Genomic DNA, 17,984 nt, shown 5'->3' on the forward strand with positions numbered 1-17,984 from the left:
TATCATGTTCTGAATACATAGGGACATGAGGCGAACCCGGGGAACTGAAACATCTAAGTACCCGGAGGAAAAGACATCAATTGAGATTCTGCTAGTAGTGGCGAGCGAACGCGGAACAGGCCCGTGATGATTGTGGAAGAAGCAGAACGGAATGGAAAGTCCGGCCAGAGCGGGTGATAGCCCCGTATGCGTAGTGTCCACAGTGATCCTTGAGTAGGGCGGGACACGTGAAATCCTGTCTGAACATGGGGGGACCACCCTCCAAGCCTAAATACTCCCTGGTGACCGATAGTGAACAAGTACCGTGAGGGAAAGGTGAAAAGCACCCCGACGAGGGGAGTGAAAGAGACCTGAAACCGAATGCCTACAAGCAGTCGGAGCCTCTTATGGGGTGACGGCGTACCTTTTGTATAATGGGTCAGCGAGTTTCTGTTTGCAGCAAGCTTAAGCCGTTAGGTGTAGGCGTAGCGAAAGCGAGTCTGAATAGGGCGACGAGTTGCTGGCAGAAGACCCGAAACCGAGTGATCTAGCCATGGCCAGGCTGAAGGTGCGGTAACACGCACTGGAGGGCCGAACCCACGCCTGTTGAAAAAGTCGGGGATGAGCTGTGGCTAGGGGTGAAAGGCCAATCAAACTCGGAAATAGCTGGTTCTCCGCGAAATCTATTGAGGTAGACCGTCTGGTATTACCCCGGGGGGTAGAGCACTGGATGGGCTAGGGGGGCCCAAAGCCTTACCAAACCTAACCAAACTCCGAATACCCGGAAGTATGAGCCAGGCAGACAGACAGTGGGTGCTAAGGTCCATTGTCGAGAGGGAAACAGCCCAGACCACCAGCTAAGGCCCCCAAATCGTGGCTAAGTGGGAAAGGATGTGGGGATTCCAAAACAACCAGGAGGTTGGCTTAGAAGCAGCCATCCTTTAAAGAAAGCGTAATAGCTCACTGGTCTATTAGAAACCCTGCGCCGAAAATGTAACGGGGCTCAAGCCACGTGCCGAAGCTGTGGGTGCATTCTATGAATGCGCGGTAGCGGAGCGTTCCGTAGGTCTGTGAAGGAGACGGGGTGACCCTCTCTGGAGATATCGGAAGTGCGAATGCTGACATGAGTAGCGACAAACAGTGCGAGAAACACTGTCGCCGAAAGTCCAAGGGTTCCTGCGCAAGGTTAATCCGCGCAGGGTGAGCCGGCCCCTAAGGCGAGGGCGAAAGCCGTAGTCGATGGAAACCGGGCAAATATTCCCGGGCCTGCCAGAAGTGACGAATACAATATGTTGTCGGGTCTTATCGGATTGATCCGGCTTTTGGCGTATTCCAGGAAATAGCTCTGGCATATAGACCGTACCCGAAACCGACACAGGTGGACTGGTAGAGAATACCAAGGCGCTTGAGAGAACGATGCTGAAGGAACTAGGCAAATTACTTGCGTAACTTCGGGATAAGCAAGACCCGTCAGTGGGCAACCATCGGCGGGTGGCACAGACCAGGGGGTAGCGACTGTTTAGTAAAAACACAGGGCTGTGCGAAGTCGAGAGACGACGTATACGGCCTGACGCCTGCCCGGTGCCGGAAGGTTAAGAGGAGGTGTGCAAGCACTGAATTGAAGCCCCGGTAAACGGCGGCCGTAACTATAACGGTCCTAAGGTAGCGAAATTCCTTGTCGGGTAAGTTCCGACCTGCACGAATGGCGTAACGACTTCCCCGCTGTCTCCAGCATCGGCTCAGCGAAATTGAATTCCCCGTGAAGATGCGGGGTACCCGCGGTCAGACGGAAAGACCCTATGAACCTTTACTGCAGCTTTGCAGTGGCATCAGAGACATTCTGTGTAGGATAGGTGGGAGGCTTTGAAACCGGGGCGCCAGTTCCGGTGGAGCCATCCTTGAAATACCACCCTGACTGTTTCTGATGTCTAACCGAGGCCTGTTAGCCAGGTCCGGGACCCTGCATGGTGGGCAGTTTGACTGGGGCGGTCGCCTCCCAAAGTGTAACGGAGGCGCGCGATGGTGGGCTCAGGCCGGTCGGAAACCGGCTGTCGAGTGCAATGGCATAAGCCCGCCTGACTGTGAGAGTGACAGCTCGATCAGAGACGAAAGTCGGCCATAGTGATCCGGTGGTCCCGCGTGGAAGGGCCATCGCTCAACGGATAAAAGGTACTCTAGGGATAACAGGCTGATCTCCCCCAAGAGTCCACATCGACGGGGAGGTTTGGCACCTCGATGTCGGCTCATCACATCCTGGGGCTGGAGCAGGTCCCAAGGGTTCGGCTGTTCGCCGATTAAAGTGGTACGTGAGCTGGGTTTAGAACGTCGTGAGACAGTTCGGTCCCTATCTGCCGTGGGTGTTGGAGACTTGAGAGGATTTGTCCCTAGTACGAGAGGACCGGGATGAACATACCTCTGGTGCACCGGTTGTCGCGCCAGCGGCACAGCCGGGTAGCTAAGTGTGGACGGGATAACCGCTGAAAGCATCTAAGCGGGAAACCCACCTCAAAACAAGGTCTCCCCAAGGGCCGTGATAGACCATCACGTCAATAGGCCAGGTGTGGAAGCGCAGTAATGCGTGCAGCTAACTGGTCCTAATCGCCCAATAGGCTCATTCCATAGCCCCCATAAAGGGCAACACACATGCACAGCAGTCATCCACTCTCAACACCTAACAAAAACACCAACCCATCCACATCCCTCCCCATACCGGGGAGACTAGATGACCTGGTGGCAATGGCGGGGAATGATCCACCCGATCCCATCCCGAACTCGGCCGTGAAATGCCCCAGCGCCCATGATACTGTGCCTTAAGGCACGGGAAAGTCGGTCGCCGCCAGGTCTTCCAGTCTCCCCTACAATCGCGGGGTGGAGCAGCCCGGTAGCTCGTCAGGCTCATAACCTGAAGGCCGCAGGTTCAAATCCTGCCCCCGCAACCATGAATTCCAAATAAAATCAATGACTTAAAAGGCGGCGCAAGCCGCCTTTTGGCGTTCCAGAACACCAACTGGAATCATATAGGAATCATTCGGAAGCGAATTCACGCGTAGCAACCCTGCGTGGAGGGTTCGAAAAACCCCTGGTTCTGGCCCTCTGTGTGTGATTCCCTCTCTTCTGTGATGATTGAGGGAATGGCTCATGAAGCAGCCGGGCTTCTTTGATGTGGACGAGCGACTAGCCCGTTTGAGTGGCCTTGGCGATCAGCTCGAAGCGTTTTCTCGGACTGTGGATTTTGAGGTGTTCCGTCCTGATCTGGACAGGGCTCTGGCCTATGCGGACGGAAGTAAAGGTGGCCGTCCCCCGTTTGATCCGGTGCTGATGTTCAAGATCCTGGTGATCCAGACGCTGAACAATCTCTCCGACGAGCGAACGGAGTATCTGATCAACGACCGGCTGTCCTTCATGCGCTTCCTCGGCCTGGCGTTATCGGACCGGGTGCCTGACGCCAAAACGGTCTGGCTGTTCCGTGAACGGCTGACCGAGGCTGGCGCCATCCAGAAGCTGTTCGAGCGCTTTGACGCCACCCTGCGAAACGCCGGGTATCTGCCGATGTCCGGCCAGATCCTGGATGCCACGCTGGTGGCGGCGCCAAAGCAGCGCAATACCAACGCGGAGAAAGTTGATCTTCGGGAAGGCCGCATTCCGCAGGACTGGCAGGACAAGCCTGCCAAGTTGTCCCACAAGGATCGCCATGCGCGATGGACACTGAAGTTCACGAAGGCAAAGCGGCAGGAGGACGGGACGCTCCCGTCCACGGACCTCGCCATCCCGTTCTTTGGCTACAAATCGCATATTTCCATCGATCGAAAGTTTCGACTGATCCGGAAATGGAAAGCGACGGATGCCGCCGCCAGTGATGGTGCCAGGCTGCGCGAGGGCTTGCTCGATAAAACCAATACGGCCTCAAGCGTTTGGGCCGACACCGCGTATCGCTCGAAAGCCAATGAGGACTTCATGGACAAAGAGGGTTTCGTCTCGAAGGTTCACAGGAAAAAGCCGCATCTCAAGCCCATGCCTCGCCATATCCAGCGCTCTAACGCAGGGAAGTCCGTCATCCGATCCCGCGTCGAGCATGTCTTTGCCGATCAGAAATCGCAGACGGGATTGTTCGTCCGGACCGTGGGCATTACCCGGGCCACCATGAGGATTGGCTTGGCCAATATCGTCTACAACATGCGCCGCTTCCTCTTCCTCGAGAGGTTGAACGCGGCCGCGTAGCTATCCCATTGGCGACAGCGTCCGATCTGCTCAAGACGCAGATCAAAAGTCACCCCAAGAACCGTCAATCAGCACGACAAAAGCCTGAAATCAGGAACCACGCGCGCCAATCAACGGTTCTTCGATCCCTCCATCTGCCTCGCTGCAACCGTCATCTTCTGGCTATGAGTCCTGAGCCTAGCCAAGATCGGATGGTTGGGTATTCGATAAGATGCATATACACATTGGGAAATATATGTTTTTTGATCGGTTAGAAGTGTGATTTGACTGGAGAAAGCATGCCGTCTGAGAATGCATCGATTGAGCTGAGATCAATCAATAGGCTGCTCGTCGATGAAGGTGGCATCCCTGCGCGATACTGGATCCCCGCTTATCAGCGCGGGTATCGCTGGGACCGGCTACAGGTCATCCAACTTCTGGATGACATCTGGGAGTTTATCCAAGACAGCGAGGAAAAACCTCGAACCTCCTTTTATTGCCTGCAGCCGTTAGTCGTTCGGAAGCTGGAAGACGGACGGTACGAGGTCGTGGATGGTCAGCAACGGTTGACAACCATCTTTATCCTTCTGTCTCACCGTAGTGAAATCCTCGCACTGTTAGGTAAACAATGCTTTTCCATTGACTACGAGACCCGCGACCGTGCTTTTCTTGAAGAGATTGATCTCGACCGATCCGACGAGAACGTAGATTTCTACCATATTTACCAAGCTTGGCGAGCTATTGAGGAATGGCTTGCCGGCCGTGACCGAATGCATGCGCTAAAGCTGCTGCAGCATCTGCTCAATGATGATGAGGCCGGTCGGAACGTGAAGGTCATCTGGTACGAGCTGGCACCCAATGACGATCCGATCGCAGCCTTCACCCGACTGAACATAGGCAAGATACCACTTACAGAGGCCGAACTGGTGCGTGCTTTATTTCTGCGTCGCGCGGCTCAGGACGATGACACCGGCAACATCTCCTTACGAATTGCCTACGAATGGGACCAGATCGAAAAACGGCTGCAGGATAATTCAGTCTGGTACTTCCTACAGAACACCGACCTCGATGTCACAAACAGGATCGGCCTTATCTTCCAGATCGCTGCCAGGATGGAAGGCCATGCGTTGAATCGGGAAGACTACGCGGTGTTTTCCCATTTTTCAGACCTGTTGAGCGCAGAACGAAGTGCCGAGATCGAATGGCGTAAGGTGAAGGACATCTTCATGGCGCTGGAGGAATGGTACGAAGACCGCTACCTTTTCCACGTTCTTGGTTTTGTTTTTAATCAAACCGCTGGTCGGCTTCCCACAATTACCGAACTGCTCACTGATAGCCAGGCACTTAGCAAACACGATTTTTCCAAAGGTCTGCGCAATCGGGTTTGTCGGATGGTGCTTGGAAATGATCTATCAGCTGCTTCCCCAGATGAACTTGAGGAAGAGATCACCAATCTCTGCCGTACAGTCGACTACGCAAATGCACCCAAGGTGCGGAGCCTGCTCCTTTTATTCAATCTGGCAACGCTGCTTGAGGATCCGCGATCAAACATCCGGTTCCAGTTCGATAGTTTCAAGCAAGAGTCTTGGGATATCGAGCACATACGCTCAGTGAGCGACGAACGACCTTCACGCCCCCGAGAGCAGGACGAATGGCTGGACCACTGCTTGAAGTTCCTGCGCACTACCGAGGAAGAAGATAAGCAAGCGCTTGCTGAAAGCATTGAAGGCTACCTCGATCCAGATTCTGAACAGCGGAGCCAGGAGAGCTTTGAGAAAATCGACGGCGAGATTCTATCGTTCTTCAAAGAGGCGACGGACGGCCCTGATCATGGCCTCGCAAACCTGACACTGCTGGATTCACGGACCAACCGCGGCTATCGAAATGCGGTCTTTGCGGTAAAGCGCAGCATTTTGCTGAAAAACGATAGATCTGGGATTTTTGTCCCTCTCTGCACTCGTAACGTCTTCCTGAAATGCTACAGCCGCACGGTTGGAAACGTCATGTTTTGGACCGAACAGGACGGGCAGGACTATCTAGATGCGATCAGTCGAACGCTGACGCAATTCTTCCTTGGGCAAACAGGGGCAAGCCGATGACTTCGCGAACTACCTTCAGCGAGCTGATCGAACGTCACGGCCGTGTCGAGATCCCTGTCATCCAGCGAGACTATGCGCAAGGGCGGGTAGACCAGCACATCGTCCGAGACGATTTCCTTAAATCTCTTTACTCCGCGCTGTGCCTGCCTAAAGAAGACTCAACACTGCCCCTTGATCTCGACTTCGTCTACGGGAGCGTCGTAAACGGCTCATTCCAACCGCTCGACGGCCAACAGCGACTCACCACATTGTTTCTACTGCACTGGTATCTCGCTTGGGTCGACGGCTGCAGCGAAGATTTCCGCAGTCGGATCGTCACATCGGGACGGTCCCGCTTCAGCTACGAAGTGCGTCCCAGTAGTCGGGATTTCATCGACGCATTTGCTAATTATGTACCAGATATCGCGGCAAAGAAGTGCCAAGATATTGAAGGGATGATAACTGACCAGCCTTGGTACTTTCGCAGCTGGCGGTTCGATCCAACGATTCGTGCTGCACTATCAATGTTGGACAGGATGCATGAGGTCTTCCAGAAAACCTCAGGCCTCTATGCCCGATTGATTGATGAAACGACCCCCGCGATCACCTTCCAACTTCTTGATCTTGAGCAATTTGATCTTTCGGATGATTTGTACATCAAGATGAATGCGCGCGGAAAGCCGCTAACTCCATTCGAGACATTCAAGGCACGTTTCGAGAGGCATCTGGAAAACCAGTTCAAGGACGCTATGCCGGATATCTGCAACGGAACGCCCATTGCAGACTTCTTCTCTCGTCGAATTGATACCCGATGGTCCGACTTTTTCTGGCCGTTTCGTGACAAGAAAACCTCCACATTCGACGACGCCATGATGAACCTACTGCGGACAGTGATCATGGTGACGAGGGATCCCGAAGCTGCTGCGACCTCGGCTGATTTGGCTGACCTTCGCTCTACGGCGCGGGCTAGCAGCTACACTTGGTTTCACGACAGGGGGTGGTTGGATCAGGAAATGATCCTAGCGCTGATCACCCTCCTGGATCGGTGGAGCGCGGGCTCCGAAACGTTCCGCTGCTATCTTCCCGATACGCGGCATCTCGATGAGCAGGCTTTTTTTCAGGACCTACTTACCAAGCCGACCAGTTTTACTTTCCAACAGCTTGCTCAGCTTGCCGGTTATACCCAGTTCCTTGTCCATTCGACCGGAGAGATTGATTCCACTGCTTTCGATGCATGGATGCGAGTCGTGTCTAATCTTGCGATCAACACCGATTACAACCGGCCGGAAGATCTGCGCCGGAGCTTTGCTGGCCTCAGGGACCTCACGCCGTGGATGAACGATATCCTCAACCATCTCGCGAGTTCTGAAGGCGACGTGAGAGGCTTCTCCCGCGAGCAGGTCGCAGAAGAACGTATCAAAGCTCGTCTCATCGGTTTCGGCGACGGCTGGCCGGAACGGCTCGATCGGGCAGAGCGGCATTCCTATTTCCGAGGGCAGATTGGGTTTCTGCTACGCTGCTGCGGCTTGAAACTTGATGAGGTAGATTCCGAGCTTGAACGTCTCACGACAGCTACTGCAAACGAGCTAGTGGAACCGTTTGATCATTATCTTGCATGCGCCTCACAGATGTTCGACGACCTTGTGAAGCACCCTACGGGATCTGGCCGGCTCTGGGAGCGTGCACTTCTCGCGGTCGGAGATTTCTTGCCGAATGTTGGCCGAAATCGATCACTGTTGACTACGTCATACGATGAGGCTTGGGGGTGGAAGAGACTGCTTCGGAACGCAGCAACTGGTGGTCGACCTAGCCATATCCTACAATCCCTATGGGACCGTCTCGAAGGCTTAGGTTCATATGCTGCTGATCTTGCCGGTATCATCGAGACTGCATCCGAAATCGATCCGTGGCGTGAGGCGATCCTCGCGACGCCGTCGGTCTACTGCTACGGTGCTTACAGAATGATGCGTTTCACAGACGAAGGAGGCATCTACCTTCTCAAGAAGACGCAAATGAATGGAAGACATATGGAACTGTTCACCTACTGTCTGCACGAAAGTCTCGTGTCCGAATTGGAGCCATACGGATTTTCGGTGAGTTATTATGAAGCGACGTCGACGGATGATGAGCCTGGCCTGTGCTGCACAAGTGATTACAGAGGAACAGAAATCACATTTTATCTGACTTTGTATCAAGCGCCTGGACAATATCAATTCTACTTATATGAACCCAAGGAGCCAAATGGTATACTGCGCGAGGTCCTCAACGAATTAGCTTTCGAAAGGGACGATGAGAATTTTTGGATGCTGCTAGGAGGGCTTGACGACTTAAGGTCTCAGATTCTTAAGTTGGCTCAGTTGCTTAAAGAAAGAAATTGAAGGGCGCGACTTTCCGATGAAACTGAAGATTTGTGGAAATGGCCACTTTTGACTGTATTCCCGCCTCATCAACTGTATGAAAGAGCAGACGCCAAATGCAACCTGATCCTGGCATGATAGACAGGTGCAAGTTAAGCACCAAGCGCACCCTGCGCGCGGCACAACGGTCCTGTTAAGGGCTGGTAGTTGACCCAAGAGTGCTTCATGCGAGTGTCAGTTTTCTGATTATTCATCATCAACAGCCGACATTCTCCTTACCCCCTCCCTTACTCGCCTGTCTGTTTAGCAAACATGAAACAGACAGGCGACCGTCGCCCTCATCTTGGACGTCCAAAACCGTGAAATGCCTTTCCGAAAGCGGACATCGTTAGCAGGAGAAAACTTCCCGGTACACCGCGTGCACTATGTCTCGAAGCCAGCGGTGAGCAGGATCGGCGTCCAGCTTGGGATGCCACATGGCGGAAATCGCGATTTCAGGTGTATTCACGGGAAGCTGGAACAGTCTCAGGCGCGATATCTCTACGGCATCACTGGAAAGATTCGCGAGACATGATCGCGGGACATGCGTCACCAGATCCGAGTGCCGCACGATCTCGGGCGCGTCCGGAAAGCCGGGCACGACGACTGACACGATGCGATGGTATCCCACCTGCTCCAGTGCATCATCAATTGGCCCCCTGAACGTCCCGCGCCACGAGGTGGAGGGATCGAAGAACCGTTGATTGGCGCGCGTGGTTCCTGATTTCAGGCTTTTGTCGTGCTGATTGACGGTTCTTGGGGTGACTTTTGATCTGCGTCTTGAGCAGATCGGACGCTGTCGCCAATGGGATAGCTACGCGGCCGCGTTCAACCTCTCGAGGAAGAGGAAGCGGCGCATGTTGTAGACGATATTGGCCAAGCCAATCCTCATGGTGGCCCGGGTAATGCCCACGGTCCGGACGAACAATCCCGTCTGCGATTTCTGATCGGCAAAGACATGCTCGACGCGGGATCGGATGACGGACTTCCCTGCGTTAGAGCGCTGGATATGGCGAGGCATGGGCTTGAGATGCGGCTTTTTCCTGTGAACCTTCGAGACGAAACCCTCTTTGTCCATGAAGTCCTCATTGGCTTTCGAGCGATACGCGGTGTCGGCCCAAACGCTTGAGGCCGTATTGGTTTTATCGAGCAAGCCCTCGCGCAGCCTGGCACCATCACTGGCGGCGGCATCCGTCGCTTTCCATTTCCGGATCAGTCGAAACTTTCGATCGATGGAAATATGCGATTTGTAGCCAAAGAACGGGATGGCGAGGTCCGTGGACGGGAGCGTCCCGTCCTCCTGCCGCTTTGCCTTCGTGAACTTCAGTGTCCATCGCGCATGGCGATCCTTGTGGGACAACTTGGCAGGCTTGTCCTGCCAGTCCTGCGGAATGCGGCCTTCCCGAAGATCAACTTTCTCCGCGTTGGTATTGCGCTGCTTTGGCGCCGCCACCAGCGTGGCATCCAGGATCTGGCCGGACATCGGCAGATACCCGGCGTTTCGCAGGGTGGCGTCAAAGCGCTCGAACAGCTTCTGGATGGCGCCAGCCTCGGTCAGCCGTTCACGGAACAGCCAGACCGTTTTGGCGTCAGGCACCCGGTCCGATAACGCCAGGCCGAGGAAGCGCATGAAGGACAGCCGGTCGTTGATCAGATACTCCGTTCGCTCGTCGGAGAGATTGTTCAGCGTCTGGATCACCAGGATCTTGAACATCAGCACCGGATCAAACGGGGGACGGCCACCTTTACTTCCGTCCGCATAGGCCAGAGCCCTGTCCAGATCAGGACGGAACACCTCAAAATCCACAGTCCGAGAAAACGCTTCGAGCTGATCGCCAAGGCCACTCAAACGGGCTAGTCGCTCGTCCACATCAAAGAAGCCCGGCTGCTTCATGAGCCATTCCCTCAATCATCACAGAAGAGAGGGAATCACACACAGAGGGCCAGAACCAGGGGTTTTTCGAACCCTCCATCTGCCTCGCTGCAACCGTCATCTTCTGGCTATGAGTCCTGAGCCTAAGCGGCGATAGCCGCATTGGCCAGAGCCTTGGCTCGGACGGCGTTGGGAGACATGAATCCGTGCCGTTCGAGCAGCCAGGTTTTGTTGTATAGGTCACGGAATTCCAGCAGGGCCTGCCGAAGATCCTCGACGGTTTCGAAGGTCTGGACCCAGAGCAGGTTTTCCTTGAGCGTCCGGACGAAACGCTCGGCACATCCGTTACCCTCGGGGGCACGGACGAACGCTGGTGAGCTTTCGATGCCTAGGAAGCGGATTTCGTTTTGGAAGACATCTGACATGTACTGGCTACCGTGATCGTGGCGCAGGGACAGGCCGATTGCTACTTTTTCGGCAAACACGCCGAAGCAGCGCCGCACGCCCTGTCGTATCGGCTCCAGCGCTTCGAAGCGGGTGCCGCGTCTGGCTGCATGGATGCCCGTGCATTCACCGCTGTGATGATCGATGGCAATGAACACGGCGCTCTGACCTTCCTGCGTCCATATCGTGGTCATGTCGGTGCCCCACATGACGTCGATGGTATCGGGGATGATGGTGCCGTCATGGTTGCGCGGTCCCTTCGGCGCCCCGGTCCACGAGGGGGCGAGCAGATCGTTTTCGCGCATCAGGCGTAGCGTCCGGCGACGGGACGTGCGCACACCCGCGACCCGCAATCTTGCCCAGATCTTGCGGTGTCCCTCACCATGAAACGGACTGGCGGAGAGGGTCGCACGGATGCGCTCGACCAGTTCGGCGTCCGGCATGGGGCCTATCGGGCTGCGCCGCCGTGGCTCCGGTCTCGCCGACGCAGGTGTCCTGTGTCGATAGAGTGTCGCCCGACTGATGTTCCATATCCGGCAGACTGCCGCCAACCCGTAGGGGCGGTCGGAGGATGGGGAGACCGTTGCACTCATGGCCGCGACCTCCGACGGGCCAAAGGGCGTCCTCCCTCCAAGGCTGCGATCTTTTCACGCAGCAGTTCGCGCTCGATCATGACCTCGCCGAGCTTTACCTTGAGGCGATCGCTCTCCAGCGTCTCTCCGTCGGTCTGTCGCGTCGCGAGACGGGCCTCGCCCCCAGAAAGGAAAGCGTCCTGCCATCCGCTCAGGGTCGCGGTTGTCACGCCCAGTTCGCGCGAGACCATCTTCAGGTCCTCGCCGCGCAGCAGACGAAGCACGGCCTCCTTCTTGCGGCGACGCGACATCCGTCCCCCATGCCCGGGGCGTTTCGTATCGTTCTTCAGGTCGTTCGTCATCGTCACACCTTTGCACATTCCGCTCGTGCTTATCGGGTGTCTCAAAAAACCGGGAGGCGGGAGAACCCGGACCAGAAAAATTCAGCAAGGCGTCTCCCGCCGGAAGCTTGCGACAGCTAAAGCCTGTTATGGCTTGATCCAGTCTGCTGCGGCAGCGATGTGGATGACTGCGAGAAACGACGTTGCTTGTTTTTTCATATCTGGTTGTGACAGCGCGCCATCCCGTGAGGCGAGCCCGGAGGTTCTCAACGAGATGCCGGCACCGATAGACCCATTTTGGGCAGGCGACCGCCCCATCGCATCGTTTCGCAGGAATGGCCGGCCGGGCTCCCATGTCCCATATCCGTTCACGAAAGGCGTTCGACGCGTAGCCCTTGTCCGCTACGACCCACAGGGGAATGGCGGGGAGCTGTCGAGCATGGCTGGCGCCCGGGGCAGTTCATGAGCCTGTCCGGGGGCCAGTGCAAAACCGAAGGCTTTTCCATGTCCGTCCGCGATCACGCAGACTTTTGTGCCATAGCCGCCGCGAGAGCGGCCAAGCGCTTCACGATGGTCTCGCTCTTCGAAAGAGCCCCCTTTTTTTGGCTCCCGCCGCTTTGTGGTGAGCCCTGATGTTCGTACCATCCAGAAAAGTCATTCCGAACGCCACTCCCTGTTGTTCCTGAACCAGTGTGAGCAGCCGTTCCCACACACCCAGTTTCGCCCAGCGGATGAAAAGCTGCGCAGCCCGTCACCACGGGCCCAGTTCAGCGGGAATGCTCCGCCATTTCGCGCCATTCTCATGGCGCCAGAAAATCGCTGCTATCGTGCGCCGCAGATCAGGGGGCGGCGTCTTACCCCTCGGGCGAACAGCCTCAATCAGAGGTTCCCAGATCGCCCATGTCTCGTCCGTAAAAGTGCCTGTTCCGTCTCCTTCTTCCATCCCTATAAATATAGGAAGAATTTCAAGATCTAACAGGCCCTAATGTTATGAGGATTTTCTTCTCATGCGGCCAGGGCGTTAAAATCTATCCGCGTGTCCAGGCCCAGGTCGAAACACCCATAAGGATTGACGTGGCTGTAAATCATCGGCGTGAGCCCGCAGTAAATCACCATCCAGAACCTTCAATATCAACCAGCGAGCCCAAAATCAGGCAGAAAGGTCTTCAATCAACAGTTCTTCGAATCCTCCAGGCTCTCTCAATCGCAGGCTGTTCAGACCGGACTTCATGACAGACAGGGCCGGATAGGCAATTCCGGCCCTGTCACGGGATTTTACTTCCCGCAGCTCTTTTCGAACTCGTTATGCACGTCCTGCTCGTTAATTTTAATTTCCCCGCGATAGACCGACTGGGGCTTGAGGTCTACACGCGCACCACCCACCGTGACGGTGGTGTCGGAATTGATTTTCCACTCGCCCGAGGGTACCTTGGATACGCTTTTGCAGTAATCAGGATGGCTCTGCGCGAAGGCTGGCGTTGCCAGCGCAATGGCTGCGACGGTTGCAAGAATGGAAGCCGATCGGATCATCATGGTCCGTATTCCTTTATGTGTCGGTTATTGTCGATTCATCGACCCGTTTAGTGTGCCGTGGTAAATGTGGCGAGTGTTTGGCAACAAAAAGTTACAAACCCTTCAGCATAGAATTGGAGGGTTTGAAGAACCGCTGGCTCTGAACTGTTGGCTATGATTCCATAGCCGATGGGCATGAGAACAGGGCGATCCGTGACCTGACGGGTGCGGACATCAACACGGTTGGCAAGTGGCGGCGGCGTTTTGTGACAGACCGTCTGGACGGCCTTTACGATGAACCCCGGCCAGGGACACCACGCTCGATCGGCGATGATGAGATCGCGGAAACGATCCGCAAAACACTGGAAGAAAGACCGCGCGATGCCATGCATTGGTCACTGTGCTCGATGGCGCAGGCCGTGGGGTATGCACCGTCAACGATCCATCGCATATGGAAAGCGTTCGGGTTACAGCCGCATCGGACAGAGACCTTCAAACTGTCGACCGATCCCCTCTTTGTGGAGAAGGTCCGCGACATCGTTGGACTGTATATGGCACCGCTGGAGCGTGCGCTGGTGCTGTGCGTGGATGAGAAGAGCCAGATCCAGGCGCTGGATCGCAGCCAGCCCATGCTGCCGATGCGGCCCGTTCAGGTCGAACGGCGGCCCCATGACTACACCCGTCACGGCACAACCTCGCTGTTTGCCGCTCTCGACATTGCCACCGGCCCCATCATTGGAAAGTGCTTCTCCGAAGCACCGGTCCACGGAATTCCGCAAATTCCTTGACCAGATCGAAACCAATGTGCCGACTGACCTCGATATCCATCTGGTGATGGATAACTATGCTACCCACAAGACGAAGCTGATCCGTGACTGGCTGGCCGGGCGCCCGCGCTGGCACGTTCATTTTACGCCGACCGGGGCCTCATGGATCAATCAGGTAGAGCGGTTTTTTGCTCTCGTCACTGAAAAGCAGATCAGGCGCGGCATCCATCGCTCGACCGAGGCCCTGGAGGCTGACATCAGGGCTTTCATCGTCGCTCATAACGAACAGCCCAGGCCCTTTAAATGGACTAGGTCCGCTGACGACATCCTACAGGCCGTCAAGCGATTCTGCCTCCGTACTACCAAAATCAGCAAAAATTCAGAATCAGGACATTATGCCTGAATAGTATCTGGCTGGGTCAGTTCCCAGTGAAAATCAACATGTTTCAGGTCATGCCACAGGCCGACAAAGGCCAGAAGGCCCTGTCGTGCGACGGTTGTCAGGATATGTTCATCCGGTCCGTGCTGCTTGCAGGCATTATGGCCATGGGGTACCCAGATCAGGGGTACATCCAGATGGTCGGCAAAGGCGTAGCCGGGCATGCCACCGGAAATGCTGGGTAGGACCTGCACCCGGGCTCCTGTTGAACGGGCAATGCTTGCAGCAACCCATGTCGGCCAGGGTGAACCGGACTGTGTGGCGCTGGCTGGCATGCGATCAATGCCATTGTCGATCCGCACGGCCTGAAGACCGTGTGCATCCAGATGGCGGCGTAGCGCGGGCAGGAATGTGGTGACATCAAGCCCGGGGGGGTAGCGTATTTCACAAGCGGCAGATGCCGTGGGCGCCACGGCGTTCTGCGGGCTTGCGGGGGAGCCGGAGATCATGGCCCGCACAATGAAGCTAGTCCAGGCATAGCGACGTTCGGCTGTTGACAGGCCGGGTTCTCCCCAGTCATCTTCAGCCTGTGCCGCATCGCCCGTATTGTCTGTCGGGCAGTCGCGTAGCATCGTGCGCATCGCAGGCGTCAGAGGTGCGCCATTAGCGGGTAGCCATTCGGGGATGCATATACGGCCCCTGTTGTCGCATATCGTGCACAGGGCTTGGGCCACAAGCAGGGCCGGGTCTGTCGTGATCCCGCCCCAGTGCCCGGAATGAACACCCCCCTTGCGTGCCTCAACAGACAGGTCGAACTGGAAGTTGCCCCGCGTTCCGCTTGCTACTGTGGGCGTGTCGGGGGCCACACGAGGGCCGTCGCTGGCAATGAACACATCCGCCGCAAGTTCACTGGCATGGGTGCGGATGAATATATCCAGGCCAGCCGAACCCCGTTCTTCCGACATTTCAAGTACGAGCTTGACATTATAGCCCAGCCTGCCGTCCTGCGCGGCCAGTACATGTTCAAGCGCCAGCAGGTTGCACAGATGCTGCCCCTTGTTGTCTGCGCTGCCACGGCCATACAACCGGTTGCCGACACGGGTCAGTTCCCACGGGTGCAGGCCTTCCGACCACTGTTCGTCCATGCCGCGTACCGTGTCGCCATGCCCGTATGTAATAATGCTGGGCAGGGCAGGATCCTCAATGCGGCGCGCCATCAGGATCGGACCGAACCCGGCCTGCGGGTTGGGGTATATGGTACAGGTGAAGCCCATGCGTTCAAGCCAGGGAACCATTGCATCGGTCAGGTAACATTGCACGTCATCACTGTGTGCGTCGTCCTGTGATGTGCTCTGTATGGCGACCAGATCACGCAGCCTGCGTTCGTATTCACCTGCATCAAACAATGATGCGGCACTGGCAATAAGGTCTTCGCGGCTTGTGTTCACGGTAATGGTTTCCCAGGTGTCTGTCATGGCGTCCTCGGTCCGCTCCTATTTCTTCTCTTCCTCGAACACCTCACGTGCGACCCGGAATGCCTCGCCTGCGGCGGGAACACCGGCATAGATGCAGACCTGCAGTAGTACTTCCTGAATTTCCTTCCGGGTTACGCCATTGTGCAGGGCGCCACGGACATGGATGCGCAGTTCATTGGGTTTGCCCATGGCTGCGAGCATGGCAATGTTGATGATGCTGCGTGTGGGGCGTGACAGTCCCTCGCTGCCCCAGATTTCGCCCCAGCAGTAACGCAATGCCAGTTCCTGGAAGGGACGGTCAAAGTCGGTCGCAGCCTGCAGGGCGCGCTCCGACAGCGCTTCCCCAATGACTTCGCCACGAATCTGCCGGCCGGTTTCAAGAAGTTTGTCGGTCATGTTTTATGCTCCTGCTCTTGACGGGTATGGGGGGCGGCAACCATCGTGGTTGCCGCGCTCCCTAACGGGGAAATCATGCAAAAGGCGATGTCCACCCACCAAACATGGTGACCGTGGATTTTACCCTTGTGTACTGGCTGATGGCCTCAAGACCATATTCCATGCCTATGCCGCTATTCTTGTGGCCACATACGGGCAGGTTGGGATTGAGGGCATGCACGCAGTTGATCCAGACAATGCCCGCCTCGATATGCCTGCGCGCCTGTTCCGCGATAGAAAGTGACGTGGTCCAGACAGATGCGGCAAGTCCGTATTCGGTATCATTGGCGATCTGCCATGCCTGCGGGGTATCCGTGAATTCATGAATCGACATGACGGGGCCAAATATCTCCGCACGTGCGAAGGGGCTGTCAGGGTCAAAATGTTCCACGATCATGGGGCGGAAGAAATATCCCTTCTCTGGCGGCAGGTAGCCAGGTATGTCCAGCGCAATGCTGTCCACATCCTGTGTCAGGTCGGTTACGCGCTGGAACTGGGCACGCGAGACAATAGGTCCGATCTGGGTGGCCGGGTCCTGCGGGTTGCCAATGCGCAGCCTGCGGGCGGCTTGCTGGCAGTGTTCCACGAACTGCCGTTTGACCGAACTGGCCACGATCACGCGATTACACGCCGTGCAGGTCTGGCCCATGTTCATGAAAGTGGAAAACACGGCTGCTTCCGCTGCCTGCTTTATATCGGCATCGGCAAATACGATCAGGGGAGACTTGCCGCCCAACTCAAGTACGACCGGCTTCAATCCCCTGCCTGCCTGCGATGCGATATGTCGGCCTGTGGTGGTGGAACCGGTAAAGCTGACAAGCCTGACATCGGGATGTTCCACCAGTGCCGCACCGGCTTGTGTACCCAGACCGGTCACGATGTTGACTACACCATTGGGCACGCCTGCATTATGCAGCAGCGTGGCCAGAAACATGGCGGAGAGGGACGTCTGTTCCGCCGGTTTCAGCACGACCGTATTGCCGCAGGCCACGATGGGCGCAATCTTGGTGGCGGCGTTGAGCAGCGGATAGTTCCATGGTGAGATGGCGCCCACTACCCCCAGGGGTTCACGTTCCACCACGCCGCTCCTGTCCGCGCCCATGGGAATGGCTGCGCCATGTATCTTGTCCGTCAGGCCTGCGTAATATTCAAACAGGGAGGCGACACTTTCAATCGCGGCTCCCGTTGTCTGGCTGATCGGGCGTCCGCTATCAATCGTATCGAGCAATCCCAGTGTTGTGCCATGGGTGCGAATAAGGGACGCCACGCGCAGGAGCATGCCCGTCCGTGCACGGCCTTCGGTCATGGCCCAGTTGCGGGCAGCGGCTTTGGCAGCTGATACTGCTCTGTGCGTGTCCTGTACATCTCCTTTTGCCAGTGAAAACACGACTTTGGTCGTGGCCGGGTTTTCACTTTCAAATTGCAGGCCGGAGGACGCGGCCTCCCACTGTCCGTTGATCCATAGCGTACGACCGGCCAGGCATGGCGCGGGAAGTACCTGTTCCAAAAAACGTGGTATGTCCATATTGCTATCTT

The 17,984-nt window shown here is 56.2% G+C and carries 9 protein-coding genes, 1 tRNA gene, 2 rRNA genes and 3 pseudogenes (1 of these 15 only partly in view); 7 read left to right on the forward strand and 8 right to left on the reverse strand.

Annotated elements, in window-relative coordinates:
• From GLX_RS00300 to GLX_RS00325, 6 genes are all read left to right on the forward strand, one after another.
• Positions 1-2,597: ribosomal RNA gene (locus tag GLX_RS00300) — 23S ribosomal RNA — on the forward strand; it begins 142 nt to the left of the window's first position.
• Between the two features lie 108 nt (positions 2,598-2,705).
• A 5S ribosomal RNA gene (gene rrf, locus GLX_RS00305) occupies positions 2,706-2,821 on the forward strand.
• Between the two features lie 20 nt (positions 2,822-2,841).
• A tRNA-Met gene (locus GLX_RS00310) sits at positions 2,842-2,918 on the forward strand.
• Positions 2,919-3,117: 199 nt separating this feature from the next.
• Complete coding sequence (locus tag GLX_RS00315) at positions 3,118-4,197, forward strand: IS5 family transposase (RefSeq protein ID WP_014104060.1); 1,080 nt, start codon at positions 3,118-3,120, stop codon at positions 4,195-4,197.
• Positions 4,198-4,475: 278 nt separating this feature from the next.
• Positions 4,476-6,275, forward strand: a complete 1,800-nt coding sequence (locus GLX_RS00320) for a DUF262 domain-containing protein (RefSeq protein ID WP_014104061.1) — start codon at positions 4,476-4,478, stop codon at positions 6,273-6,275.
• On the forward strand, positions 6,272-8,632 hold the full coding sequence (locus GLX_RS00325) for a DUF262 domain-containing protein (protein WP_014104062.1): 2,361 nt from the start codon (positions 6,272-6,274) through the stop codon (positions 8,630-8,632). Before GLX_RS00320 ends, GLX_RS00325 begins: the two co-directional genes overlap by 4 nt.
• Before the next feature lie 367 nt (positions 8,633-8,999).
• On the opposite strand, the gene GLX_RS19295 is transcribed toward GLX_RS00325, so the two are convergent.
• The 5 genes and pseudogenes from GLX_RS19295 to GLX_RS00345 form a co-directional block, all read right to left on the reverse strand.
• Positions 9,000-9,440 carry a LysR substrate-binding domain-containing protein gene (locus GLX_RS19295; protein ID WP_148268606.1) on the reverse strand — a complete coding sequence of 147 codons (441 nt, stop codon included), beginning with the start codon at positions 9,438-9,440 and terminating at the stop codon, positions 9,000-9,002.
• A 24-nt stretch (positions 9,441-9,464) separates the two neighbouring features.
• A complete protein-coding gene (locus tag GLX_RS00330) occupies positions 9,465-10,544 on the reverse strand; it encodes an IS5 family transposase (RefSeq protein ID WP_014104060.1) in 1,080 nt (359 codons plus the stop codon).
• A 122-nt stretch (positions 10,545-10,666) separates the two neighbouring features.
• Positions 10,667-11,901, reverse strand: a pseudogene (locus tag GLX_RS00335) (IS3 family transposase).
• Positions 11,902-12,027: 126 nt separating this feature from the next.
• Positions 12,028-12,823: pseudogene (locus GLX_RS16765) on the reverse strand (IS5 family transposase).
• Between the two features lie 332 nt (positions 12,824-13,155).
• Complete coding sequence (locus tag GLX_RS00345) at positions 13,156-13,413, reverse strand: hypothetical protein (protein ID WP_014104066.1); 258 nt, start codon at positions 13,411-13,413, stop codon at positions 13,156-13,158.
• Positions 13,414-13,625: 212 nt separating this feature from the next.
• On the opposite strand from GLX_RS00345, the pseudogene GLX_RS00350 reads away from it, so the two are divergent.
• Positions 13,626-14,562: pseudogene (locus tag GLX_RS00350) on the forward strand (IS630 family transposase); the annotation flags it as partial.
• Here the strand turns inward: GLX_RS00350 and GLX_RS00355 are convergent.
• The 3 genes from GLX_RS00355 to GLX_RS00365 all read right to left on the reverse strand — a co-directional run bounded on the left by GLX_RS00355 (position 14,553) and on the right by GLX_RS00365 (position 17,955).
• The gene (locus GLX_RS00355) at positions 14,553-16,013 is read right to left on the reverse strand and encodes a M20/M25/M40 family metallo-hydrolase (RefSeq protein ID WP_014104069.1); all 1,461 of its coding nucleotides are present in this window, start codon (positions 16,011-16,013) and stop codon (positions 14,553-14,555) included. The pseudogene GLX_RS00350 and the gene GLX_RS00355 sit on opposite strands and share 10 nt — an antisense overlap.
• Before the next feature lie 18 nt (positions 16,014-16,031).
• On the reverse strand, positions 16,032-16,409 hold the full coding sequence (locus GLX_RS00360) for a carboxymuconolactone decarboxylase family protein (RefSeq protein ID WP_014104070.1): 378 nt from the start codon (positions 16,407-16,409) through the stop codon (positions 16,032-16,034).
• Positions 16,410-16,482: 73 nt separating this feature from the next.
• On the reverse strand, positions 16,483-17,955 hold the full coding sequence (locus tag GLX_RS00365; RefSeq protein WP_158309202.1) for an aldehyde dehydrogenase family protein: 1,473 nt from the start codon (positions 17,953-17,955) through the stop codon (positions 16,483-16,485).
• Between the last annotated feature and the right edge of the window lie 29 nt (positions 17,956-17,984).

The sequence above is a fragment of the Komagataeibacter medellinensis NBRC 3288 genome, from assembly GCF_000182745.2.
GTDB lineage: Bacteria > Pseudomonadota > Alphaproteobacteria > Acetobacterales > Acetobacteraceae > Komagataeibacter > Komagataeibacter medellinensis.